The organism is Candidatus Nitrosotenuis chungbukensis (assembly GCF_000685395.1).
GTDB lineage: Archaea > Thermoproteota > Nitrososphaeria > Nitrososphaerales > Nitrosopumilaceae > Nitrosotenuis > Nitrosotenuis chungbukensis.
In genome coordinates this window covers 85475-109624 of the sequence record NZ_AVSQ01000012.1, presented here as the reverse complement: position 1 = coordinate 109624, position 24150 = coordinate 85475, and the positions used below count along the sequence as shown (strand labels likewise).

Genomic DNA, 24150 nt, shown 5'->3' with positions numbered 1-24150 from the left:
CAAAGCCATGTTTAAATTACCATCCAAGTTGGTGTTTTCTATGAACGTACCCAAGGAAATGAACAGGTATTGTCCAAAGTGTAAAACGCACACGTTGCAGAAGGTTGCCCTATACAAGGCAGGAAAGAGAAGAGGTTCTGCAATAGGCGAAAGAAGACACAATGAGGACAAAATGGGGTACGGCGGTCAGAAATTCCCAAAGTTGGCCAAGCCTGCCAAGACCACAAAGAAACAGACGCTGATTTTCACATGCCCGCAATGCAAAAAGAAATCTAATAAAAAGGGCATCAGATTAAGAAAACTCGAGTTGGTTGCACGATGAAACGAGGTCACATTGCTATTCCAAAGCCAAAGAGTAAGTTCCAGAAGGTACAATGCAAAGAATGCAGTGCTGAAAATGTTTTGTACTCACATGTTACTACAGTCGTGACTTGCAAGTCATGCGGCAACACAATTGCAGAGCCAACAGGATCCGTTGCAAAGATTTTCGGTACTGTGTTAGGCTCCCTTGAGTAAATCATAATCGTGTTTAGTGTTAAGATTTAACGCCAGCCTTTTATCATCAATTATTCGATAGGTTTCTTTGATCATATTCATAGAAGAGATTTTTTTTGGATCAACGATTGATATTCCCGTATAGTAGCATTCTTTGTTGTCATGGTTTACTGAAAATTCCAATGTCATGTTCATACTATCTAGGAATTTTTTCGTGACAAGAAAGCTCTGCCAGGCGCCACCATCATAGCTTGCAACCAAGTCCTTGATTATCTCCCCATCAAGCAGCGGCAGGTCACCGGATACCACTATGGTTGGCTCCTGCAGGCAGGACAGCGCGGTGTTTAGATCAGAGACATATCCGTCGCCTTTTGTTTTGATAATTTCAATTCCGTTATTCTGAAGCAGGCTTTGCGTATTTGGGGAATTATTACTTGTTGCAGCCATGATTTTTGAAAAACAGTTAGAATTTTTTAGCGCATCAATTACGTGAATAATGACCGGTTTTTTGTATTGGAGTAGGAGCTTTTCCTCTTTTGCATCCATGCGTGTTCCCTTGCCCCCTGCCATGACAAGTCCAATCATGCCGATACAAAGACAAGAAGAGATGAAAGTCTTGTGATTTCGTTTGCCGCGCCCAGAATATCGCCTGATATTCCTCCAAAGCTTCGCCTAGATACTGCAAGAATTATCAGTGTGAGTGCAATTCCCACGCCAAGGGCCAAAAATCCAGCATTATTCCCCAGAACAAAGATAGACCCGACCGTAATCGCTGTTGCAATTGCTAGTTTTTTTCTATCTTTCATGCTTTGGATAAAGGCAGAGTTTGAGCCTTCCCATGCGGACGGGCCAAGGCTAGAAAGCAGGACCATTGAGAACTTGGCTACTATTTCTCCGATCAATATTGCATAAAATATCTCAAATCCTTTCATCGATGAAAGTGCAATTACCATTCCTGCCACATATATGATAATTGCAAATATTCCTGCAGAACCAACCGACGGGTCACGCATTACCTGCAGTTTTTTTTCCTTTGTGCCACGCACCATCAGACCGTCTGCAAAATCAGAAAGGCCGTCAGTATGGTGAATGCCGGTGATCAGCGCAAGTATCCCGGTGATCAAAAGGCCGACAACTAGTGGCTCTAAGAAAAACGACAGGCCGTATGCCACCGATCCCACCATCAATCCTATCGCGATTCCAACTATCGGAAACAGGTACATGTATTTTGCAATTGTTTGTAGATCTGAATGTCCAATTGGAATTATTGTCAAAAACGAAAACACAGAGCCTACCTGCCTAAACATGAATCCACCAGCCAAGATACGATAAGAAAACTATCAGTGGAACTGTAACTAGGATGCAAAACAAAATTCCGGTCATCTTCATCAATAAGACAGCTGATTTGAAGTGGCTTTCATTGAATTCTATTGTACCATTGCCCAAGGTGTAATGATTGATTTTTTCAAATCTGGTTCCAAGCGCTCCTGCCATTGCCGCCATTGGGTATCCGGCATTTGGGCTTTCCGTTTTTTTGCCATCGCGTCTCATTGTGATCAGGGAGTTCTTCCAGTCTGCTTTTACTAAAACAGCAGCAAGTATCATGACTAGTCCTGTGATTCTTGCAGGCAGATAGTTTAGTATCTTGTCGCAGTTTGCGCCAAACCATCCCACGTTTCTAAACAGGGCAGTCTTGTACCCAATCATAGAATCTATTGTGTTGATAGCCCTATACACAAATGCGCCTGGAAAACCAAACATTCCAAAGTAGAATAGAGGTCCAGTTATGCCATCCACGGTGTTCTCACTTATGCTCTCAAGTGTGGCCGAAATGACATGGTTCCTATCCAAATCCTTCGTGTCACGCTTGACTAGCATCGAGAGCCTTGAGCGTGCCTCCTCCAGATTGTTCCTAGATATGGATTCCATGACTAGGTTGCCGTGTTTTTCCAGCCCCCTTATGGCAATTGTAGTTTTGAGCAATAACGAGCCAAGCAAAACAGCAATTACGGTTAGGACAATACCAGATACATTTCGTACCACATAATCATATGAAAATAACAGTCCTGCCACAAGTGCAGATATGGAAACAGTGATCAGGACACCGCCGATTTTTTCTCTTGTTTGGTTTTGGTTTTTGGCAAGCGGAACAAGTCTTGCGATTAGGATACCAATCCAGGCTGTTGGATGAAATTTGTTTTTTGGATCCCCAAAGACAAGATCGATTGCCAATGCAGAAAACGCAACCAAAATTGAAACAAGGATCATTGGATTAATCTCTCCAGTGATTTGATATCAAGATTTTTCTTTATTGTTTTTGCCAGTCTTTCGATTTCGCTGTCAAGTTTTTTTGTGTTTTGTTTTTTGAATAGTTTGATCTTGTTGTCAAGTGAATCCTCGTTTGGGAGGTCCATCTCAATTAGAGGAATTACACCGAGGACGGATTTGGATGTTATCTGTTTTAGTCTTTTGAATCCAGGCGTCAGTATGTTTATGTTTCCCCTGAACTTGTTTATTACAAATCCCTTTACCAGTTCTTGGTGCTGCTTTGATAAAAGAGACATTGTTCCAACAAGGCTTGCAAAAGAACCGCCCTTTTCTATATCAGTCACCAAGATAACAGGCGATTTTGTCTTTTCCGCAAGCAGCATGTTTGCAATGTCGTAATTTTGCAAATTGATTTCCGCAGGAGAGCCCGCTCCTTCCATTATGATCAGGTCGTATTTTTTTTGTAGTATAGCAAGTGATTCTAGCGCTATTTGAAATCCCTTAGTTAGGGCAAATTTCTTGTAGTAAGTGTCCGCAGTCATTTTCTTGTAGAATTTTCCCTGTAGCAAGACTGAGCTGCGATAGTTGCCAAGAGGCTTTAGGAGGATTGGGTTCATGTGTGGCGAAATTTCAGCCCTTGATGCAACTGCCTGGATTGCCTGAGCCTGGGAAATCTCGAAATCATCCCCAGTATACGAATAGTTGGACATGTTTTGCGATTTGAACGGGGCTACACGATATCCAGAATTTGCAAATATTCTGCACAGAGCAGTGACAAGAGTTGTTTTTCCGGCACCAGACGAGGTTCCCTGAACCATCAGGACACGGCTCATTTTGATTCCTCCAGTGCCAGAATCAGTTTTGCGTTTTCCTTGCGTGTTTTAATTGCTATTCGAATATAGCTCTCATCCAATCCGCGAAATGTACTACAGTCCCGAATCAGAATATTTTTTTTCAAGAGTCTCTTTTGTAGCGTTTTTGAGTTTGTTTTTGTCCTGATCAAAATAAAATTAGCTGAGCTGTCAAAGCAGGAAAAACCATTTATCTTTGAAATGGAATTCTTTAGAAAATCATGTTCTTTTTTTATCAGATTTCTTGTCCTTGAGAGAAAGTTTTTCTCAGATAGTGCGAGAACTGCTGCTTCCTGCGACAGGCCGCTAACATTCCATGGGATCTTGATGTTGTGTAAAACAGATATCATTTTTCTGTCTCCGACTCCATATCCCACTCGCAGTCCTGCAAGGCCAAATGATTTTGTGAGTGATTGTAAGACAAAGAGGTTTCCCATACCCATATGATCAATTACTGATTCTTTTGGATTTTGTGTTAGTTCCATGAAGCATTCGTCAACAAACACCATTGTGGAACGGCTTTTTGCTGCGCGCAAAATCTGCAGCATTGTGTTTTTTGATACAACGGTGCCAGTTGGGTTGTTTGGATTACAAATGAAAATGCAACCATTTTTTGGAATCTGTCTAATAAAATCAGAAACATCATGATTCAAGTTCATTGTTTTGAAAAACTCGATTTTCCCTCCACGAAGAGCCACTGCCGACTCATATTCCCCAAATGTTGGGATTGGAATCAGAACTGGCGTGTTTTTAGTTATTACTGCCTGGCAGAAGTTATAGATAATCTCAGTTGCGCCGTTTCCTATTATCAGATTATCAACTGGTACTTTGACGTGTTTTGAGAGTCGTTTTCTAAGGTTTGTCGAGTTGGGATCAGGGTATATCGGGATTTTTTGCAGGCCGGTTTTTAGCAGTTTTTTGACAGGCGGCGGAAACCCCAGCGGGTTTACGTTTGAGCTAAAATCCACAAGGGTGGGATTTGGGTTCTCAATTGAATACGGACCGCCGTGTAGTACTGGAACACGGCTTGCTATGTTTTTGGCAAACTTCACACACACAAACACGTACTCACGGGTTTAGTTGTTACGGTTTTTATCACTAAAGAATTATTAATTGATCGCATGAAAATTTCCCTTGTGAAGAAGAGAGTAGCAATTTTAGGTGCAACCGGCGCAGTCGGCCAAGAATTCATAGTTTCACTAAAGGATCACCCGTGGTTTGAGGTAACACAGCTTGCAGCGTCTGAGAGATCTGCCGGCAAAAAGTATACAGAAGCGATAAGGGATCCAAATTCCGGCATAGTAAAATGGCAGGTGGGTGGCGAAGTTCCGCAATATGTCCGAGACATGATGGTAGTGTCAATTGATCAGATAAAAACAGACGAGCTTGACTTGGTGTTTTCCGCAGTTGAAAGCGATGCGGCAAGAGAGATTGAGACCAAGTTCGCAAAGGAACTTCCGGTAGTCAGCACGTCTTCTGCGTATAGATATGACGAGGATGTGCCAATATTGATTCCTGGAATAAATGACGAGCAGGTTGAATTAATTGAAACACAGAGGAAAAACCGCAACTGGAAAGGCTACGTTTTGCCTCTTCCGAACTGCACCACTACTGGTCTTGCCATAACAATGAAGCCGTTATATGACAATTATGGGGCAAAGCGCGTCTTTATGACATCGATGCAGGCAATATCTGGCGCAGGAAGGTCACCTGGCGTTTCTGCCTTGGACGTTACCGATAACCTAATCCCGTACATCCCAAAGGAGGAAGGAAAGGTGAGAATTGAGACTGCCAAGATTTTGGGCAAGATCAAGGATGGAAAAATCATACCGGCAGACATCAAGGTAAGCTGCACGTGCACAAGAGTGCCAGTAATTGACGGCCACACAGAATCAGTGTTTGTGGAGACGTCAGTCCCAACAAAGCTAGATGATGTCACAAACAAAATTCATGAGTTCTCTGATCATATCAGCGTCATAGGACTCCCATCTGCTCCAAAGGACTATCTTGTCGTACACCAAGATCCAACAAGACCCCAGCCAAGAATTGACAGAGAGTTAGATGGCGGCATGACAACCTCGATGGGAAGATTAGAGGAGGATCAGATATTTGAGAACGGAGTCAAGTATGTGCTGTTTTCACACAACAAAAAAATGGGCTCTGCAAAAGGAGCAGTGCTGCTTGCAGAAATGTTATACAAAAAAGGCAAGCTTTAATCAGATTTTTTTCAAATTTTTTGATCATAACGTTATTAAACAGAAAAGATTTCACCAAAACGGGTGTTTTAAACGGCAAAAGTTGATGAATTGGATCTTACCATTTTGTCAGAGCTAAGCGAGGATGCATCGATTTCGATTCCAAAATTGTCAGAAAAAATCAAGGTAAATCCATCTGTCGTGTACAGCAGAATAAAGCGCCTCACAAAAAGAAACCTAATTGAGCGGTTCACGATTGTTGTAAACGATAAGGAATTAGGCTATGCAGTCAAGGCCATGACCGGAATCAACATGGATTCAAAATACCGCGATACCATAATTGACGAATTATTCAAAATCAAGGGAGTAAGGGAGATTTCCGAGGTTACAGGCAGGTTTGACATAATCGTAACAATGTATGCGATGAATCTGGCAGAAATGCACAAACTGATATCAGAAGGGCTAGGCAGCATACAGGGGGTTTTGGCCTCTGAGAGCTTTATCGAAATGAAGCGTAGGACCAAAAATATGCCTTATAACCACGAAGCGTAGGGTATGTTACATTTAATTTTCGATGTGATTTTGATTCGGTGAGGAAACAATATGCAAAAAGCTCAGACTAGTTCAAGAATCAAGACGTATTACGAGCTTACAAAGCCAAAGATCTGGTATTTACTAGTGTTTACTGCGTTTGGGGCAGCGCTTACCGCATCAAACTTGTACCACATTCCAATATCACCTGCCACTTGGGGTTTAATGATATTTGGAGTAGCCGCAGGTTCTGCTGCCGCCAACACCTTGACTAACTATCACGACCGGGACATAGACGCAATAATGGAGAGGACTAAAAATCGCCCCATTCCAAGCGGAAGGATCTCGCCACCTGAAAAGGCACGCGACTTTGGGCTTGTTCTAGCTGGGATCTCCTTGGTATGCGCATTTGCATTATCGTATACGGTAGGATTTTGGAATGGCATCTGGGCTGGAATTTTCATGGCGTTTGGTTTGGCAAACAATGTTTTGGTATACTCTCATGCACTAAAGCGAAGAAGCAGAACAAACATCATACTTGGAGGATTTTGCGGCGGAGCTCCTGCAATGATTGGATATGCAGCTGTAACACTTACTGGGATTTGGGACTTGGGACTAGTCATGGCAGGATTGGTGTTCATTTGGATTCCAATGCACATTTGGGCCTTGACTTTGCATTTTAAGGACGACTACAACAAGGTAAATGTTCCAATGTTGACCGCAGTCCAATCTGAAAAAACGTCTGCCAGAGTTATTGCAATTAGCACGTTAGTGATGGTTTTGTTTAGCGTTGTTCCGTTCTTTTTGACTATGCAGTCGGGGCAGCCAGTAATGAAAGAGATCTACCTGTATACTGCAATTGCATCAGGCGTACTGATGCTGTTATTGTCGTTTTGGGTCATTGTAAAACCAACTGAAAAAGCGTCGTGGATGCTCTTCAAGTTTTCCAGTCCGTATCTTTCTGTGCTATTTATTGCACTAATGGTCGACTCTGGGTTCAGATAGTCGGTTTTTGGAGTTTGAGCTGAAAAACGCAATTAGGATAGTGAATAATTATTTTCAAGACTTCTCTATGAACTCCAAGATTTGTTTTGGGTAAATGAAATCTTCCAACCTATCGTTGATTTTTTTAATTATGTTTGTGTGTAGGTCTTGGAATAGGTACTTTATCGTTTCATGAAAAAACTGTGGGTTTTCATAGCAGTCTACAATTCTGCATTGGTATTTTTGTTCCAATACCTTGTCAACTGCGGACAACATACGCATTCCACCTATTTCTAACAAGGTCTGCTCAATTGTAAAGCAGACAAGTGCTTTTTTCATCTGATCCTCATACGTATACTGTTTTGAATGATCACGATCTTTTTCTAATATGCTCAACGTCTTATCTAATGATTAAATGACATATTAGAACAGTTTAGCAACATAGCTAAGCATTTACAATTTTAGCTAAGTAATCTTGACAATAAGCGTGATAACTCAATTACTAAACTCATTTTTTGCTATCAGATTTGAACATAGGAATTGAGCTCTTAGGGGATTTAGCTTATCTTTTGATTACATGTGCGGCAGTGGGAGCACTTGCTTACATCCTCAGACAACCCCTGATTTTGGGATTTCTGGTAGCAGGCATGTTAATTGGTCCCTTTGGACCGCTTGGCCTAATCAAGAACACGGACATGCTAAACAACTTTTCAGATATTGCAATTGTCCTGCTGTTATTTGGCGTAGGGCTGGCATTTCCGCTCTCACATCTCAAAGGGGTTGGAAAGATAGGAATCACGATAGCAGTAATCGAAGTTTTGGCAATGCTTGGAATCGGATTTGCGATAGGTGCCGCGTTTGGATGGAATTTTTACGATTCAATGTTTTTGGCAGCAGCACTGTCAATTAGCTCCACTGCGATAATCATCAAAGTATTAGAAGATACGGGCAAGATGGAGACTACTTCTGCACTCTTACTTACAGGAATACTAGTGATCGAGGACATAATTGCAATCGTCATGCTAAGTACAATACATTCCACCGTAATTACTGGCTCAGTGGAGTTGCCGGTAATAATGTGGACGTTAGCAAAAATCGGCATGTTCTTTGGCGTGACCCTGACACTTGGCATATTCATAGTTCCAAAAATATTTAATTTGATTTCAAGGCTGGAGCGATACGAGATCACAATTACATTTGCCTTAGGCCTTGCTTTTGGGCTGTCATTTCTTACATATAGTCTTGGATTTTCGGCAGCCACTGGCGCATTTTTAGCTGGGGTGATAATAGCAGGATCAAAGTTTTCAGAGGACATTTCCCTTCTGATTACTCCAACAAAGGAGATCTTTACTGCGATATTCTTTGTCACGATTGGCGCACTAATGGATCTTACCCAAATTGACACGTTTTGGATCCCAGTTGTCATAATTACGGCAGCGGTGATAATTGGAAAAATATTTTCAGTGTACTTTGGAATGAGGTTATTTACCACGTCAAGACAGTATGCGTTTGGAATAGGACTGAGCATGGCACAGCTGGGAGAATTTTCATTTATTGTACTAAAGACCGGAAAGGATCTTAACGTGATTAGCGACATGTTGTTCCCCATAGTCGGCATGGTTGTAGTGATAACCACATTCCTAGGCGTTATACTTGTCAAAAGGGGAACAAAAATAGTCGAAGTATACGAATAGTATACGAATTTAGGGATTCAGAACCACATCTGCAGTTCGATCAATTTTGAATTTCATGCGCAGAGTGTTTGGAGTTTATTTAGATTTTATTCCACATTAAATGAGGCCGCACCAATTTCTGCAGCGTTGTATTTGGCCACAACTTTGTACTGCCCAACCAATGAACTTGCGTCAAGCATAAGCGGAACGATAAATTCGCCACTCTTTGTGACTATTCCCTTTAGCTCAAAAAAAGTTTGATCAGGCTTGATTATCGTCAGAATCACATATGCCCCGGTCTTTGAGTCGTCAACCACGCCTGAAACCTCTACGCGAATTGATTTGTAGGGGGTTTTTTCAAACCAATAGTTGTTTAGTTGAATGGTTCCGCTGCTTACTTGGATTATGCCGCTTGTAGAATTTGACTGTACTGGGACTGATTCTACATTTGCGGTAGGACCAACTTGCATTATTCCATTTCTTACCAAATACTGGATGCCGGAAACAAAATCAGAGTCGGTGATCGCCCCCTGTGACCACCATTTTGCGTTGTTCTTTACCCAGGAAGGAACTTCCTGTGGCCCGGATTGCCCTTGTGTAGTCGGCGGAATTACAATTACGTTGTGTTCTATTAGAAATTTTATTCCCAAAATAAAGTCAGAATCACCAATCGTTCCCTCAGACCACCATTTTGCGTTGTTCTTTACCCATGGAGGGATTTCTGTCGATTCTTTTTTTGGGGTTTCATTGATAGTTTGTATTTTTGTTTGCGGTTCTTCGTTAACATTTTCAAATATGTAGAGCCAGACAATTCCAGATTGTGTCGTGTTTGAAAGTGTACCAGAAAGCACGATGTCGGTTTTTTCTGAAGCGATTTTCATATTCATAATATTATATGCTCTTGCAGAGACCTCTATTCCATTTGCTGCGTAATCAGGATAGTCGTACAGGCTGCCAATTTTTTTTATGAATGTTCCAGAATCGGTCTCTTCTGGAGTTACTTCTTCAATCTTCATTTCTCCCCCCGCGTTTTTGACTAGCTGTGTAGCAAACTCTGTCTGAAGCGGCGTAATCACCTTGTGGTTTGCATCAGTATATGAGTAATCAAGATCGTCTTGCGGCGTTTTATTGCAGACATTGTTGTGCCAAGTGTCTGATGAGTTCATCGCGTCAATCATAAGCTGGCCGTGAAGAAGTTCATGATACAAAATTACCAGATCCTCAACTTGTTTTATTTTTTGGTTCCTCTCAGTACTTGCCAATATGGCATCAGAGTTTATCATTAATTCGTTTTCACAGCTAATTGTTATTTTTCCACCAGATGATGTAATACTACACTTCCAGGAATATATCCCGCCCGTGGTAGTTCCCTCATGGCTTAGGTTATTATCAAATTTTGCAAGTTTTGTTTTCACGGCAGCAGTAACATAGCTGTTAAGGTCATCAGAATCGCACGGAAATGATATTGTGATGGGAGCTGAAAATGATTCCAGTACTTTGCTTACATCCGTTTTTTGTACGCTTAGTTTTGTAAAGTCCGCAAGCAGCCGATTGTACAATTGTTGTTCTTGTGCAGTCGGCTCCACGTAATCAGCAAATGCCGGATATATTCCTCCTGCTAGCAAAAACACCACGAGTATACCGATTTCTTTCAATTTAACAAACGATTTTGCATATGATACTTAAGAATTGGGATTGAATTAGACGGTTTGCTTGTGCTATTCATAGATGTCACTGGCACAAAAATCACGATATGCCAATAGCAACAAGGCTGGTAGACCAATGCTTACTGATCAACACCTAATCACGCGTGCCAGTGACTAGTCATCTGTAAAACAAATTATGTTTTTGTCCTACATTATCCAGAATTCAAATTGAGATCTATTAAGAATAAGGGAGATTTCAGATTCATATTCTAGAAATCTAAAATCATCATACCCTAGGAATGCTTTTTGCCATTCGATTCATTGTTTATCACATTTGATAATCAAAAAATGAATTAAAACGCATGATTCCAGCAAGGATTTGATTGAAAATTTCTGAATTTGCGCTAAGAGATCTTTTGCCTTTATCATTAACAAACACGCCGTGCGTAAGCGTACAAAAACAAAGCAATGTTCAGGAAGCGATTGGACTGCTCATACCGTATTTGGAATCCATGACAGATTCCCTTATTGTCACAAATGGAGATAACAAACCGCTTGGGATCGTAGGTGGCAGGGAAATTATCGAGCGCATATTATCAAATCCCACATACAACCTTTTTGAAAACAGTGTAGAAAGTGTAATGTCTACCCAGATAACTAGTGTTTCAGGCACAACAAAGCTCAGAGATGTTATCGAGGCGTGGAAGCAGACGGGTAGAGCTTTTTCCATAATACCAAATTTCATTGGCGGTTATTCTGCAATATCTGCTCGTAAGCTACTTGAGATTGGAAAAAGCTCCATGACGGAAATGACAATATCAGAGATGCCAAAGAAAAAAGCAATCACATTCAAAGTTGATGCGACGGTAAACAGTGTCATAAACATGATGTTAAAGCACAAAACCCGAAAGCTGCTCTTGGAAAATTCAAATCAGTTCATAAGCGATCGTATAATTATTGAAAAAATTGCAACCGATTTTAATTATCTAAAAAACATCAATAACTTTCTTGACTTGCCAGTAGTTGATTTTGGCTTTGAATACGCTAAAATAATTACAAAGGATTTGAACGTAAATGAGCTCTCCAGCATCATGTTTGGCATGATGCATCCCTATGTGGTGTACAAGGATCAGGCAATTAGTCCATGGGATATTTGTCTGACTTTGTTATCAGAAAAAATGCAAGAGTACGCCTAGGACTAGATCCTTAATTTATTTCCAAAATATCTCACAAAAAGAAGGCTTGTAGCGGCAGCCAAAATGAGCAACCCGCCGGTAAATTCAGGTATCACCTTGGTTCCTATGATTTCAACTTCTGTTGTCTGTTTTGGAACGATAAAAATTAGATTTGTATACTTGCCAGAGACAGAAAACTCGTATCCTTTTTCTTGCCCGTTTATCAAAAGTGTGAATTTTTCCTTGTCTGCAGACAATACTTCTTTTGGAAATCGGATGGACATTATGTCAGAATTAAGTATGTTGTCAAGCTTGATTATCAGAGAAGATCGCTCAGAATTGATTCCCATAGATATGACTTGGGCATCATGATCCTCGGTGCCACTTTCAGCCACTGCCTCGATTGTGCTTAGTCTGTAAAATATTTCAAAATTTTTTTCTTCCACCTGCAACTGGTACTTTTTCATCATCAATTGCGCGATGTCAGGATACTGGATTTTTTGAACTGATGCGTCGCTAGCAGCATCTAATCCGTTAGCAGATGTTGGGAAATAGACATGTAGTATAACCACAAGAATTACCCCAGTTGCAAGTATCGATTTATACATAAACTAGAATTTCCTGATGGCACCATCAAGAAGGCCTGCATCATTATGGGTTATGCCGGCATGCTTTGAAAGATCGTCTCTGCTTGCAAATTTAGATTCGCAGCATATGTACGAAATTTGTTTTGCCATGACAGATGATAGAGGTTAATTTATTTGAACAAGCTGTCGATTTTCAGATCAGAAAAAGATGAATTATTTTATTATTTGTGCAGTTCTTTTAGTTCTTCGTCGTCTAGCTTGAACTCTTCTTCTTCGGCATATGCCTGTTCTGCGTGTTCTCCCATATCAAGTCCCAACTCCTCCACTTCTTTTGATACCCGTATTCCAACCAAAAACTTGAGCACCTTTAGTATGGCATAGGTTCCACCAAATCCTAACGCTGCCGCAACTGCAACACCAATTCCTTGCGTCACAAGTTGCATCGGATTGCCAAACAAAAGGCCGTCAGGCCCGCTTGGGTTTATTGCAGAGGATGCAAAGATTCCTATCGCAAGTGATCCTATAATGCCGGCAATTCCGTGTACAGAGCTTACATCCAGCGCGTCATCAATCTTTAGTCTGTCCTTGATTAGCAATACGCCGCAGTATGACGCAAGGCCTATTGCAATTCCAATGACAAATGAATGCTCTACGCTCACATATCCAGATGCCGGCGTGATTCCTGCAAGACCTGCAATAGCTCCATTTATTGCTGCGACGACACTTGGCTTTCCAGTTCTCATCCATGAGAGTCCAACCCAGATCAATGCAGAGATCGATGATGCCATGTGAGTCACAATTACCGTATTTCCTGCAACACCGCCTGACGCAAGAGCGCTTCCAGCATTGAATCCAAACCAGCCAAGCCAGAGTAATGATGAGCCCAAGACTGCAATTGGTATGCTATGCGGCACCATTATTGCCGGACCATAGTGTTTTCTTTTTCCAAGAACTAGTGCTGCTGCAAGCGCGCCCATTCCGACACTTGTGTGGATGACTATGCCTCCTGCAAAGTCGTAGACTCCAAGTGCACCGAGCCATCCGCCGCCCCAGATCCAGTGTGTCAGAGGATAGTAAATCAAAATAGACCAAGCTGCAATAAACAACAGAAATGAGCTAAACTTCATCCGCTCAGCAATTACACCTGTCAGTAATAGCGGGGTGATTGCAGCAAACATGAGCTGGAATTTTGCAAAAAGCACACCAGGGATGGTTGGAGCAAAATGTAACGAGTCGTTAAAAGGAACGTTCTTTAGAAAAACATAGTCAAGATTACCGGTAATACCTCCAGTGTCAGGCCCAAAAACCAAGCTAAACCCAAAGATGAACCACATCACGCTCAAAAGCGCCAGCCCGGTGAATATTTGCATGAAAATTGAAACAGTGTTTTTCTTTCTTAGTAGTCCAGCTTCAAAAAGCCCAAGCGCCGGAATCATCAGCAGTACCAAACTTCCAGCTATGAGTATCCACGCTGTGTCACCACTATCGATTGGCACATTCGTTTCGAACTATTTTTAGTATATAATTGTGATCCAGATTACTCGATCTGATTATAGAATGTAAATTGTCATATCATTTAGAGATCAAATGATCACCATTTGTTATCAGATGTAGAATTCAAAAAAAGATATTTTACTGTGAACCACGCCAAAAAGGATATTGATAAGATTAGAAATAATTCTTCCAAAAAACGAAGTGATGCCAATTAGCGAGGCTCTAAAGCAAATCAACGTAGGCGGGCTGACAGTTTCAAAAAAGAGAGGGCGAGGCAAGAACCCGCCACCAGAGATTCATGCCTCCAAGGGAACCGAGGTCTTTGTGCCCCAGTTCGGTGACAAGTACGTATTAGAAGTGCTCATTCCAGAAAGCATGGAAGGGCAGGCAATCAAGCTAATTAGAGAGAATGCGACCCAGGGTAAAATTTTCGTCCACCCAGTACTCCGCACAGTAGACATCAAGACAGGAGTAGAAGGGGAAAAAGCAATCTAGGCTGTCACGCAATTTTTCCAGATAATCCGATGCTTCAGAGCTAAACTCGAATTATTCCCTGCTTTATCAGATATTGGATTCCTGAGACAAAGTCAGAGTCGCCAATTGTCCCATCGGCCCACCATTTTGCGTTGTTCTTTACCCATGGGGGGATTTGATTTGTATCAGAAGCAGGACCGGAGGACGTCTGAGGGATCTTTAGAATTCCCTGCTTTATCAGATATTGGATTCCTGAGACAAAGTCAGAGTCGCCAATTGTCCCATCGGCCCACCATTTTGCGTTGCTTCGAATCCAGTTAGGAATCATAGTTTGTGAAGGCTGAGTTGTAGGTACAGAGGCAGTTTCTGCCCTTGTTTCGCTTACGTCAAATTGCATACTTGCTAAAACAAACTGGTCAAAGTCGAGGAATCCACTGCCGGTCAGAATCAGTTGTAAAGTGTACGCTCCTTTTGATGGAATGGTGATTAGTCTTGAATCGACGCCGCTTGGTACGTTTATCCCAAGCAAGTTCGGATTGCCTCCAGTATTAACTACAAACTCTTTTCCTGAGGAATCCTTTACGCTGTATGCATACCGGATGTCTTTTGCGAGATTTCCAGAGGGATCAAAAAACGCAAATGTGAATGAAACGTCTTTGCTTGCACCATACCTGGTATCATAGGATATGGTTGCCTTGTATCCATTTACAAATTTCAAATCTGAGGATTTTATTGCATTTGGAGATTCAGGGATAATCTCGACAAGCATTGAGTGCGAGTCAACTTTTTGCTTGCCACTGATTATTTGTAGCTCCTCTCCCGTCACGAGGAAATGAATTATGTTTGTGTTCTTGCTTGAGTATGGATCAAACTGTATGTCTTTTGGAAAGAGTGGGATTCCATTCAGTGTTCCCTTAAAGCCATTCACGTTCTGATAGGGGGCAAAACTTTTTGGAATCTCAATCTGGTTTCTTACAAGCTGTGTGTGTTCTGCATGCTCCCAGTGAAACGGCATTGCAAATGATATCGAGTTTGTCTGTTCGCTAAATTGCAAGCTAGATAACGGATCTTGGAACGCTTTTACCGCTACAGGGGTTTCGCCTTTTGCCGTTTTTAGTGAGAATTTTTGCTCTTGAGCTATGTTGATGTTTGTCTCAAAGTTAATGTCCTGTGCAGTTTGCGTTTTTGGGTTTGTTGCGCCAATAATGGCAACCTTGAGCTGGTACGTTCCACTTTTGTCAAAGACCGGCCCTGTGATTATTGGGGGATTGTTTCCCGATGAGGTCAGCGCATTTGGGACAATTAGATCTTTTTCTCCCTCATATTTTGTGCATCGCCAAGGTTCCTTTTCCCCGCATTCGGATCTTGGCTTGACAGTCAAGTCGAGCTCGCCGTCTTTGTCAAAGAACATTTGGTTTGCGACTAGTTGACCGTCGTAATAGATTCCGACTCTATATGTTACTCTCTCAATGTTTGTGTTGGTGTTACTGTCAAAGAATCTGATTTTCAGGTTTGCGGTGCCTTTTCCTGGAGTATAATCGGCAGGCTCAAGCGCAGCACTTACTGTAACCTGTTTATCTCCAAAGCTTACCGGCGGGGCTTGCTCTCCGCCATGGTGTTGTGCATACGCAAATTGAGATGAAAGTGCAAATATCAGCAACATGGAAAATGCAATGAGTTTTGGGAACATCATTTGATCAACTCTTGAGCCATATTAAAAATTATTTTCTAAATTGCGTGCTAAAAGTAAAGAATTTGGATTAAATCATCGGTGTGAGTATCAACTATGATAATGCAGCACTTGGTTTAATTACAATTTAGAGAATATTCGTGTATGTCGAGATCTGGAATCAAGAGAATCCTAGTTCCTTTGGATGGATCAAAAAACTCCATTAGGGGCCTGGACAATGCGATTTATCTTGCAAGGCAGTGCCAGGCAACGATTACTGGAATCTACATCTTGCCAAGAGTACCAGTGCGCGCATATCGGGCAATCCAGTATCCAGAAAAAGAACTGCTAAAGGATGCGGATAGAAACATGGAATATGCAAAAAAGCATTGCGCGCAAAACGGAATCGTTTTTGAAAAAAAGATATCATTTGGCGATCCTGGATATACGATTGTCAAGTATGCAAAAGACAGGAAATTTGACATTATAGTAATCGGGGCAAGAGGCAGAGGCTCGATAAAAGAGGTCTTCTTTGGCAGCGTGTCAAATTACGTCGTGCACAAGGCAGGCATGCCGGTTTTAATTGTCAAGTAAGGAATCAGCAGCACTGTCCCAAACAACAGTGTAGGCAATTATTTGTCTGGTTTTTGGTTTTTGTTCTTTTATTCCCCATTCGTCCTTTGTATGCCCGGAGTTTTGGTCGGAGATGGTGCCCCATTTAAATTTCGGAAACTGTGTGTCAACCATGCTAACAGGTACAAGAATTTGAAGATAAGGAGTTAGAGTGCATTGCAATGCAAAGCAATCCTACTTATTATATTAAAAAACGATCAACCCATGCCATGCAAATACAATTTGTAGGAAGAAAAGTTGACGACGAGAAAAAGGACACAATCCTTGAAATAATGTCAGACAAGTACTGTAGGTCAATAATAGAATCGACCATGAACGTTCCAAAGTCGGCAATCGAGATCAGTGCAGAATGCAGGATTCCTATCAGCACCGTTTACAGGAGATTGCAGAATCTTCATGATTCAAAGCTGCTTGGCATCTCAGGCTCGATTACCTCGGAAGGAAAAAAGCATTTTCTATACAAAAGCAAGGTAAAGGCAATGACATCGGTCTTTAACGGGGGTAACGTCGAAGTCGAAATAGTTCCTAATATGTCAGATTAGGGACATTTTTGATTTTTAAAAACCAGCCCTGAGAATCAAAACCTAGCTTAAATCAACAAAACAGGATAGGATGTCATGGAAAACAAGCTGTATTCTTCACCAGTTTTTACGTTAACTGAGCATAGTTCCATTCATGACGCGCTGATATTGATGCAAACTAATTTTATCAAAAGAATAGTGGTTGTCCGGGACAAAAAACCAGTAGGCATAGTAACTGAACGCGACATCAACAGATTCCTTGAAAACGACAATACAAAACGGGCACTAGATGAAATTATGCTAAAAGAAATAATGAAAAAGAATTTGATCACAGTAATAGATAATCAGCAAGATCACCTAGAACAGTGCGCCACCAGGATGGAGACATTCAAGATAGGATCAATCATAGTGACAGACGACAATGGAAATCTTGCTGGAATAACAACACAGACAGACATTACAAGGTTTTACGCAAAGATGTATCCAGGCAAATACAAAGTAAAAGATTACATGACTGACAAGGTCTTTACATGCCGTCACTCAGATTCGCTGAAATTTGCGTTGGAGACAATCAACAAAAACAACACTTCGCGATTAGTAAGTACTGATAATATGGGAAATGTAAAAGGTGTTATCACTACAAACACTTTTCTAAAACACAGCTCTTATTTCAAAAAGCCTACCAAAACTAGAGAATATCTACTTCCAAGCGAATCTGCCAGTAATTTGGCAGTAAGCGATCTTGTTAAAAACGAGGTATTAATGATTGAGCCGGATGACGATTTGGCAACTGCTGCACATCTTATGGTAAGAAACAATGTTAGTGGGGTTCCAGTGATCGTAATGCAGAGAAACAAGCTGGTTGGCATTGTCACAAAATTTGACATAGTAAGGGCATTTGCAGAAGTTTTGCCACACAGAAAGCTGCTAGACAAATACCGAATGTTTCATTAAATAGCTCAACGTCACAGACATAACGTTGGACACATCAATCTCACAGAGAAAGCCACATCCACCAAAAAAGGAAGTAACCAGAAGCATAACCTATAGGCTTCCTGCAAAACTCGTAGATGAGTTAGAGACAGAGGCAATGCAGAAAAACATCTCACAGAATGTTTTGGTTAGACAGATTTTGGAAAAATACATCAAGTGGGATAGATTTGCAGACAAGATAGGAATGATTCCAATACCAAGAGGAATACTAGAAACACTTGGAAAGGAAATGACAGGTGAGGATATCGATGGAGTGATTCAGGTCATGGCACCACTCATAAAAGAGTCAGTCATGTTCATGAAAGGAAAATACGACCTAAAGCGATGCATTGAGACGCTTGAGGATTACATGCGCGCCTCAGGCATGAACTCGGATCATAGGATTGAGGGTGCGTTGCATCATTTTGTCATACAGCATGAGCTCGGCATGAAATGGTCATTGTTTGCAGAACAGCTACTCAAAGAGATATTTCATGAATTTTTGCCAAACAAGAATATGAAATGTCAGACAAGCGAAAAGACAGTCATTGCAACAATCGAGCTTGGCTCTGATTTTAGCGAACACGATTATTAAAAAATAAAGAATTATTGGACTTGTATCGAGTTCTTTTTTGGTTTTGGTGTAGGTACTGCCTTTGGTATTGTAACATTTAGAATGCCATCGGTCAGCTTTGCCTGTGTTTTGTCTGATAGAACTTTTTCTGGCAGAGGAAGAGTCCTATAGTACGATACCTCGCTCCTTTCCTTTCTAAGGTAATTTTTTTTCTTTTCTTCCTCCTCTTCTTTGTGCTGTGCAGATATTTCTATGGAATTGTCAGATACGTTCAGATTGATTTCGTCCTTTTTCACTCCAGGCATTTCCAACTTTATCAGATATTGATCTCCCTCATCTATAACGTCGCATGACATTGATTTGAGGCTTGGGAACAATGCAGGTATTGCGGGGAATGAAGCGAATGACTTTTCTAGATCTCTTCTAAAGTTATCAAATGCTCTGTCCATGTTCGACCAGCTGGGCCAAAAAGGCACAAGTTCGGTTTTTTTCTTATCGTCAGGTTTAATCATTGAGGGATATTTGCTTTTATTTACTTAATTAGTTAACCAAGATTCTCAAGGTTGGTTTTCAAAGACAGATATCAGATCTGGTAATTTACTTGCATATTTTATAAAACCAAATAACACATTCCAGTAGCAAATGGCAATACAAAAAGAGATTCAAGAATATATGAACAGACATCTAGATTTGCTTTTAGCACAGACAAAATCCTACGTCCCATTCATAAAAACGGCATTTCCAGGAATGAATCTTGCAGACGCATGTTTCAATTTGGTTGTAGGAAACGCGTTTCCTGTCTTTCTTGGCCAATATGCAATGCGCATAAAGTCCCCAACTGAGGAAGATCTTATAGAATTCGGCAAGATGGCAAGCCAGTATAGGGAAAAGATATCAGAACTTTTCTCAGAATAATCCTAATCTTCGATGTTTATTTTTGTCCCCTGAAATATTTTGGGAATTGTGATTACAAGTCTGCCGTTTGTAAATCGCGCTGAGATTTTTTTAATGTCGACATTTTTGGGAACGGATACGCTTTTTTTGAAATGCTCGTACTGGTGCCTTGTAAACTTGGAATCATGATACACCTCACGTAGTTTTGCTTCAACTACAATCATCTCGTCATCATTGATGTAGACGTTAACGTCTTTTTTTTCAACAAGCGGGAGATCAAATTCCAAAACCCATTTTGATTCGTATTCCTTTATGCAGGATAACGGGCGTAGGATTTTTTGCTCCAAATCATCACCAAGCTGTAAGATTGGAAAGCCAAAATTATCAACATTAAACCAGTCTCTTATCATTTTATCACCGATAGATCGGAGGAGCTTTTGTTGGTAGTTGTTGCTCCTGTTGGTATAACGTATCAAGCGTTTCTTGCATTAGATTTCGGTGCTGTATTCTAAGATAGTCAACTCGTTTTTGGATTTCACTTGTATCCACCTGTATTTTTAATATTTTTGCCAGCGTGGTTACCGCATGAATTGATGCCTGTGGGTCAGGAAAGAATGGATGACATGAAGTATACAGGACAAGAAGCGGCATGTGTTTATTTCTAAATGAGGTGATAACAGCTGCATCTGTTCCAATTATCGTTCCCGTGATGAATTTCGGAATATCATTTTCATACATGAATTTCTCAAGCGACGGATCGGTTGCAAGGCCATAGGTTTTGATGTCTTTTTTATCTGTGTACTGGGAGTCTACTCCGCTTGGGACAATGACTTTGTTTATTTTGTTCTTGGTACAAAAGGCAAGTATTGCTTCTGTGAAATCGTAAGAAATTTCAGAATAAATCGGGATTTCTGAGATTATAGCATACAGGTTATCCTTTTTGTGTATCCTAATTGGCCCAATTACCTCGCCATTTTCTACAAACACGGTAGGAGGCAGATCAGGATGATTAATCTCTCCAACGATTTCCATTTTCAGATGTTGTATCATATAGGATAAGGTAAAAGTTCCAATTAACCCATTTCCCGGAAAACCAAGTACGAGGGTTGCATTATTAGATGATTTTTTTGCTACGGTTTTTGTTCCCAAGTGATATGAAGTGCTTTTAATTACATAAAAGCAAGTTTACTTTTTTCAATGGTGATAATTAGAACTATCTTTCCATTTTTCTAATGCTGAATTTGTAGCGGTTTTTTGTGCGGTTTGCAAGTGTTTTGAGTATCAGTTGCGCCACTTCATCAGTCACTTTGCTCAGTTCAAATCCAGTTCTTGTAAAGATATGTCTCTTATGTGGGGTCAGTATCGTAGTAGACACCTCATAGTTAAATCGATTGTGTACGCCATGAAGTTTTTTTATGTAAACTCTGGCTTCCTGTATGTCAGGATATACTTTTTGCAGTCGATCAAGCGCTTTTGTGAATTTTTGTTTTATGATATCAGCATTATCGTCCAGCGGCATGCCGACGATGAAAAGCGGGACTGTGCTTTTTAGTTTTGTACTAAGCAGATTAAGAACATCGCGATACGTGATAATTCCCTGAAGCTGATCCCATAGGGACACAAGACAGAATGTGGTATCAGCGTGAAGCATTGAATCCACTACGACATTTAGGTTGTCTAGTGGGACGCAGGTTGCCATACGATTAGTGCCAAGGTTACCCACTCCAGATTCCAAAGTTCTTGTCATTTTTGAACCAATGTCTCTTTTGCCAACGCGTTCAGGAGGTATGATTACGCTCAAAAGATGATTTGATGTAAGGACGTGAGATACCTTGTCTTTTTTTATGACCGGCAGGTGATCGAATTTTTTATCGACCATCATTCTTCTTGCTGTACTTAGCGGGGTTTCGGTATCTATCACTATTGGTTCGGGCGTAAAGATTTGGTTTGCCTTTATCCATTTGTTGTCTTGATTTGAAATTAGTTTGAGTATGTTTTTTGCTTCCACCACGCCGATTATTTCGTGGTCTTTGACTACAGGTACAGCTCGAGTTCCATTATGAGTTATTATATCAGCTGCTTTTCCCACTGTGTCATTTTCTGAAAGGCTAGGAACAGAGTGCAGTAATGGTCCCACATTCATTGGCACAGAATACTTGTGCTGAATTAGATCTCTCACATTTATCGTAAGGGTGTGATTTTTTTCTTGACAGAAAACGTCAAAAGTCTCACCATTTATGATCTTGTTCATTACTTGAGACATGGTAAAGGACGGTTCAATTAGCGTGGCTTTACTGATTAGTGAGCGAACTTTTGTATTAACAACAGCACTCATGTGTTCATGGATTACATCTAGACTCATATTGTATATCTAAACTAGACCAAATTAAATCAGTAATATAACTTAAGGTAGATATTCAAATATGATATTCAAATATGATATTCTTGTTGACATATTTAACAATCATAGGTAAGTGATAATCATGAAGTTAAAAAACCCAAATCTTGATCAGGTGATCAGAAATTCCGTTACAATACCGCACAATACAAGCTTGCTTGAGGCAAGGGATTTCCTATTAAGACACAAAGTTGGAAGACTCCCGGTTCTTGATAGTAACAAAAAACCGGTCGGGATTATCACAGAGAAAGACTTTGTCAGAGTGATCTACAAGCTTGGAGGAAAGGCGATTGAAAAGATCCTAGTCAAGGACTTTATGTCAAAAAATTTGATTACCGTAACAAGGGGCGATACAATTTATCGCTGCGCAAAATTGATGCAAAATAACAAGATTAGTTCGATTTTAGTACTAGAAAACAATGGTACCTTGGCAGGGATAGTTACAAAAACAGACATTGCGTCCGTGTTTCTAACTCAATCCGTTGGACCGCTCAAGGTTTCCCAGATAATGACTCCAAAGGTAGTCACTGTCATGCCTGCAGACTCTCTTCTCCTGGTTGAAAGTCTTCTTGTGAAATACAGAATATCAAGAATAGTGGTAGAGAGAAACAAAAAACCGGTCGGGATTATCACGAATCGGGATTTTATTCCAGCAAAAATGCCAAGATGGATAAGACAGTTTGCAGATCCGAAAGAGGTTGAAGATTTTAGGCTAAACCCAAGTCCAGACGAATTTAAGATGAATCAGCTTTCATACATTTTATCATTTAGGGCAGAAGACATCATGACACCAAACCCAATTACGGTTGGCGCAAACGAGGATGTGTCCACAGTAGTTCTTCTTATGATCAGAAACGGGATAAGTGGATTGCCGGTTGTCAGAAAGTCTATTTTGGTTGGAATCATTACAAAATCAGACATCGTAAAGGCCATTGCAGAAGAATAATCTCAAATTAAAAAAATCACGAGAAGGTCATTCTTTTTCATTGTTTTTTCAAATTATACTAAATACTGTACATGATTCCAACATGACGCTCTACATGTTGCAGCACGACCTGAGATTCTCAACGCAATAATCTGACATAACTGGCATAAAGCGACAAGTTCAGAGTTTATTCATACATAATCTGCCAAGAAAGATCACATTATATGCTGTTTATGAGCACATTATACTGATTAAAGGTACTACGGTAAAATATGAAATGTGTTGAAGAAAGTTGTTCAAGTGCTCCTAACATAACAGACGTTGATACGGGTGAGGTTTGTTGTACCGGTTGCGGTTCAGTTTTGATTGAAAAAATTGAGACCATGGTTCCAGAGCATTACAATTCTGAGCAACATGTTGGAAGTGGAAGATCCAGTGGAAGGGTTTCGCTCACAATGGCAGATATGGGATTATCCACGATTATTGGGGCCAAAAATAATGACGCCACAGGCAAGTCCTTGTCGGCAGACATGAAAAATACATTTTACAGGCTGCGAATCTGGGATTCTCGAAGTAGATCACATTCAATTGACAAAAGCCTGAGATCTGCCTTTATTTTGCTCAATTCAATAAAAGAGAAGCTTGCAGTGCCAGATACGGTGGTAGAAAATACCGCTCACCTGTATAGAAAAGCATTATCTAAAAAACTCACTAGGGGTCGCAATATTGCAGGCGTTATTTCTGCATCATTATACATATCATGTAAGGAGGCAGGAATTCCAAGAACTTTGGCAGACATTGCAGATGCGTCCAATATTAGCGTCAAGGATTTATCAAGGCATGTCAGGGTCTTGGTTAAAAACCTGGATTTGAAATTAGAAGCCTATGACTCGTCTGAATTTGTTACTAGAATAGCTAGTATCGCCCAAATAAGTGAAAAAACACAACGGGGCGCTTTGAACATATTATCTGATGCTAAAGAAAAAGGTGCCACTGAAGGAAAAAATCCTGTCGCGATGGCAGCAAGTTCTCTTTACTTGTCATGTATGATGAATAATGAGGATAAAAGTCAAAGGAAGATAGCTGCTGCATCTGGAATAAGCATGGTCACTATTAGAACTAGGGCCAGATTTTTAGTACAGACTCTGAATTTATCTAACGTGTTTGCGTAAACTGCTAACCAGACTATAA

At 40.7% G+C, this 24150-nt stretch carries 31 protein-coding genes; 15 read left to right on the top strand and 16 right to left on the bottom strand.

The window, feature by feature from the left end:
* Positions 1 to 40 precede the first annotated feature (40 nt).
* The gene (locus NKMY2_RS03435) at positions 41 to 322 is read left to right on the top strand and encodes a 50S ribosomal protein L44e (protein WP_042684548.1); all 282 of its coding nucleotides are present in this window, start codon (positions 41 to 43) and stop codon (positions 320 to 322) included.
* Entirely contained in the window at positions 319 to 516 is a 198-nt protein-coding gene (locus tag NKMY2_RS03430; protein ID WP_042684546.1) for a 30S ribosomal protein S27e, read from the top strand. Before NKMY2_RS03435 ends, NKMY2_RS03430 begins: the two co-directional genes overlap by 4 nt.
* Here the strand turns inward: NKMY2_RS03430 and NKMY2_RS03425 are convergent.
* From NKMY2_RS03425 to cobD, 5 genes are read right to left on the bottom strand one after another with little or no spacing between them, the layout of a single operon-like run.
* Positions 499 to 1080: an NTP transferase domain-containing protein gene (locus tag NKMY2_RS03425; RefSeq protein WP_042684542.1), complete on the bottom strand. Its 582-nt coding sequence runs from the start codon at positions 1078 to 1080 to the stop codon at positions 499 to 501. The genes NKMY2_RS03430 and NKMY2_RS03425 overlap by 18 nt on opposite strands.
* Entirely contained in the window at positions 1077 to 1802 is a 726-nt protein-coding gene (cobS, locus tag NKMY2_RS03420) for an adenosylcobinamide-GDP ribazoletransferase (RefSeq protein ID WP_042684540.1), read from the bottom strand. The genes NKMY2_RS03425 and cobS overlap by 4 nt, the downstream gene beginning before the upstream one ends.
* On the bottom strand, positions 1795 to 2763 hold the full coding sequence (locus tag NKMY2_RS03415) for a cobalamin biosynthesis protein (RefSeq protein WP_042684537.1): 969 nt from the start codon (positions 2761 to 2763) through the stop codon (positions 1795 to 1797). Before NKMY2_RS03415 ends, cobS begins: the two co-directional genes overlap by 8 nt.
* Positions 2760 to 3596, bottom strand: a complete 837-nt coding sequence (locus tag NKMY2_RS03410; protein ID WP_238549759.1) for a cobyric acid synthase — start codon at positions 3594 to 3596, stop codon at positions 2760 to 2762. The genes NKMY2_RS03415 and NKMY2_RS03410 overlap by 4 nt, the downstream gene beginning before the upstream one ends.
* A complete protein-coding gene (cobD, locus tag NKMY2_RS03405) occupies positions 3593 to 4666 on the bottom strand; it encodes a threonine-phosphate decarboxylase CobD (protein WP_076613381.1) in 1074 nt (357 codons plus the stop codon). The genes NKMY2_RS03410 and cobD overlap by 4 nt, the downstream gene beginning before the upstream one ends.
* A 69-nt stretch (positions 4667 to 4735) precedes the next feature.
* On the opposite strand from cobD, the gene asd reads away from it, so the two are divergent.
* From asd to NKMY2_RS03390, 3 genes are all read left to right on the top strand, one after another.
* A complete protein-coding gene (gene asd / locus NKMY2_RS03400) occupies positions 4736 to 5830 on the top strand; it encodes an aspartate-semialdehyde dehydrogenase (RefSeq protein WP_042684535.1) in 1095 nt (364 codons plus the stop codon).
* Positions 5831 to 5920: 90 nt separating this feature from the next.
* Entirely contained in the window at positions 5921 to 6361 is a 441-nt protein-coding gene (locus NKMY2_RS03395; RefSeq protein ID WP_042684533.1) for an Lrp/AsnC family transcriptional regulator, read from the top strand.
* Positions 6362 to 6412: 51 nt separating this feature from the next.
* Entirely contained in the window at positions 6413 to 7345 is a 933-nt protein-coding gene (locus NKMY2_RS03390; RefSeq protein ID WP_042684530.1) for a heme o synthase, read from the top strand.
* Positions 7346 to 7399: 54 nt separating this feature from the next.
* Here NKMY2_RS03390 and NKMY2_RS03385 read toward each other — a convergent pair whose 3' ends face one another.
* The gene (locus NKMY2_RS03385) at positions 7400 to 7720 is read right to left on the bottom strand and encodes a hypothetical protein (RefSeq protein ID WP_042684526.1); all 321 of its coding nucleotides are present in this window, start codon (positions 7718 to 7720) and stop codon (positions 7400 to 7402) included.
* Between the two features lie 131 nt (positions 7721 to 7851).
* Here NKMY2_RS03385 and NKMY2_RS03380 point away from each other — a divergent pair, with 131 nt between their 5' ends.
* A complete protein-coding gene (locus tag NKMY2_RS03380) occupies positions 7852 to 9018 on the top strand; it encodes a cation:proton antiporter (RefSeq protein ID WP_042684523.1) in 1167 nt (388 codons plus the stop codon).
* A gap of 86 nt (positions 9019 to 9104) precedes the next feature.
* Here the strand turns inward: NKMY2_RS03380 and NKMY2_RS10200 are convergent, their stop codons facing one another.
* On the bottom strand, positions 9105 to 10652 hold the full coding sequence (locus tag NKMY2_RS10200) for a hypothetical protein (RefSeq protein WP_052347487.1): 1548 nt from the start codon (positions 10650 to 10652) through the stop codon (positions 9105 to 9107).
* 374 nt (positions 10653 to 11026) lie between these two features.
* Between NKMY2_RS10200 and NKMY2_RS03370 the strand changes: the two genes are divergently transcribed.
* Complete coding sequence (locus tag NKMY2_RS03370) at positions 11027 to 11839, top strand: CBS domain-containing protein (protein ID WP_177316508.1); 813 nt, start codon at positions 11027 to 11029, stop codon at positions 11837 to 11839.
* Between the two features lie 2 nt (positions 11840 to 11841).
* Here NKMY2_RS03370 and NKMY2_RS10195 read toward each other — a convergent pair whose 3' ends face one another.
* The 3 genes from NKMY2_RS10195 to NKMY2_RS03360 all read right to left on the bottom strand — a co-directional run bounded on the left by NKMY2_RS10195 (position 11842) and on the right by NKMY2_RS03360 (position 13901).
* On the bottom strand, positions 11842 to 12426 hold the full coding sequence (locus NKMY2_RS10195) for a hypothetical protein (protein WP_052347486.1): 585 nt from the start codon (positions 12424 to 12426) through the stop codon (positions 11842 to 11844).
* A gap of 3 nt (positions 12427 to 12429) precedes the next feature.
* Positions 12430 to 12555 (bottom strand): hypothetical protein, encoded by a 126-nt coding sequence (locus NKMY2_RS11005; protein ID WP_255347503.1) that lies wholly within the window; start codon positions 12553 to 12555, stop codon positions 12430 to 12432.
* Between the two features lie 71 nt (positions 12556 to 12626).
* Positions 12627 to 13901 (bottom strand): ammonium transporter, encoded by a 1275-nt coding sequence (locus NKMY2_RS03360; RefSeq protein WP_042684521.1) that lies wholly within the window; start codon positions 13899 to 13901, stop codon positions 12627 to 12629.
* Between the two features lie 163 nt (positions 13902 to 14064).
* Here NKMY2_RS03360 and NKMY2_RS03355 point away from each other — a divergent pair, with 163 nt between their 5' ends.
* Positions 14065 to 14394: a P-II family nitrogen regulator gene (locus NKMY2_RS03355; protein WP_042684519.1), complete on the top strand. Its 330-nt coding sequence runs from the start codon at positions 14065 to 14067 to the stop codon at positions 14392 to 14394.
* A 40-nt stretch (positions 14395 to 14434) separates the two neighbouring features.
* On the opposite strand, the gene NKMY2_RS03350 is transcribed toward NKMY2_RS03355, so the two are convergent.
* Complete coding sequence (locus NKMY2_RS03350; RefSeq protein WP_042684515.1) at positions 14435 to 16063, bottom strand: hypothetical protein; 1629 nt, start codon at positions 16061 to 16063, stop codon at positions 14435 to 14437.
* A 144-nt stretch (positions 16064 to 16207) separates the two neighbouring features.
* Between NKMY2_RS03350 and NKMY2_RS03345 the strand changes: the two genes are divergently transcribed.
* A complete protein-coding gene (locus NKMY2_RS03345; RefSeq protein ID WP_042684513.1) occupies positions 16208 to 16636 on the top strand; it encodes a universal stress protein in 429 nt (142 codons plus the stop codon).
* Here NKMY2_RS03345 and NKMY2_RS10865 read toward each other — a convergent pair.
* The gene (locus NKMY2_RS10865) at positions 16622 to 16789 is read right to left on the bottom strand and encodes a hypothetical protein (protein WP_177316507.1); all 168 of its coding nucleotides are present in this window, start codon (positions 16787 to 16789) and stop codon (positions 16622 to 16624) included. The two genes, NKMY2_RS03345 and NKMY2_RS10865, sit on opposite strands and share 15 nt — an antisense overlap.
* Positions 16790 to 16884: 95 nt before the next feature.
* On the opposite strand from NKMY2_RS10865, the gene NKMY2_RS03340 reads away from it, so the two are divergent.
* From NKMY2_RS03340 to NKMY2_RS03330, 3 genes are all read left to right on the top strand, one after another.
* Entirely contained in the window at positions 16885 to 17217 is a 333-nt protein-coding gene (locus tag NKMY2_RS03340) for a helix-turn-helix transcriptional regulator (protein WP_042684771.1), read from the top strand.
* 75 nt (positions 17218 to 17292) lie between these two features.
* A complete protein-coding gene (locus NKMY2_RS03335) occupies positions 17293 to 18150 on the top strand; it encodes a CBS domain-containing protein (protein ID WP_042684509.1) in 858 nt (285 codons plus the stop codon).
* Positions 18151 to 18175: 25 nt separating this feature from the next.
* Positions 18176 to 18763, top strand: a complete 588-nt coding sequence (locus tag NKMY2_RS03330) for a hypothetical protein (protein WP_042684507.1) — start codon at positions 18176 to 18178, stop codon at positions 18761 to 18763.
* An 11-nt stretch (positions 18764 to 18774) separates the two neighbouring features.
* Here NKMY2_RS03330 and NKMY2_RS03325 read toward each other — a convergent pair whose 3' ends face one another.
* Positions 18775 to 19191: an Hsp20/alpha crystallin family protein gene (locus NKMY2_RS03325; RefSeq protein WP_238549758.1), complete on the bottom strand. Its 417-nt coding sequence runs from the start codon at positions 19189 to 19191 to the stop codon at positions 18775 to 18777.
* A 193-nt stretch (positions 19192 to 19384) separates the two neighbouring features.
* Here NKMY2_RS03325 and NKMY2_RS03320 point away from each other — a divergent pair, with 193 nt between their 5' ends.
* A complete protein-coding gene (locus NKMY2_RS03320; protein ID WP_042684502.1) occupies positions 19385 to 19657 on the top strand; it encodes a hypothetical protein in 273 nt (90 codons plus the stop codon).
* Between the two features lie 2 nt (positions 19658 to 19659).
* Here the strand turns inward: NKMY2_RS03320 and NKMY2_RS03315 are convergent, their stop codons facing one another.
* The 3 genes from NKMY2_RS03315 to NKMY2_RS03305 all read right to left on the bottom strand — a co-directional run bounded on the left by NKMY2_RS03315 (position 19660) and on the right by NKMY2_RS03305 (position 21998).
* On the bottom strand, positions 19660 to 20046 hold the full coding sequence (locus NKMY2_RS03315) for an Hsp20/alpha crystallin family protein (protein ID WP_052347485.1): 387 nt from the start codon (positions 20044 to 20046) through the stop codon (positions 19660 to 19662).
* Between the two features lie 4 nt (positions 20047 to 20050).
* Positions 20051 to 20785: a proteasome assembly chaperone family protein gene (locus tag NKMY2_RS03310; protein WP_042684498.1), complete on the bottom strand. Its 735-nt coding sequence runs from the start codon at positions 20783 to 20785 to the stop codon at positions 20051 to 20053.
* Positions 20786 to 20849: 64 nt separating this feature from the next.
* A complete protein-coding gene (locus NKMY2_RS03305) occupies positions 20850 to 21998 on the bottom strand; it encodes a CBS domain-containing protein (RefSeq protein WP_042684496.1) in 1149 nt (382 codons plus the stop codon).
* A gap of 121 nt (positions 21999 to 22119) precedes the next feature.
* Here NKMY2_RS03305 and NKMY2_RS03300 point away from each other — a divergent pair, with 121 nt between their 5' ends.
* Positions 22120 to 22980, top strand: coding sequence for a CBS domain-containing protein (locus NKMY2_RS03300; RefSeq protein WP_042684493.1), 861 nt, complete (start codon positions 22120 to 22122; stop codon positions 22978 to 22980).
* A 341-nt stretch (positions 22981 to 23321) separates the two neighbouring features.
* The gene (locus tag NKMY2_RS03295) at positions 23322 to 24131 is read left to right on the top strand and encodes a transcription initiation factor IIB (RefSeq protein ID WP_177316506.1); all 810 of its coding nucleotides are present in this window, start codon (positions 23322 to 23324) and stop codon (positions 24129 to 24131) included.
* Positions 24132 to 24150 lie beyond the last annotated feature (19 nt).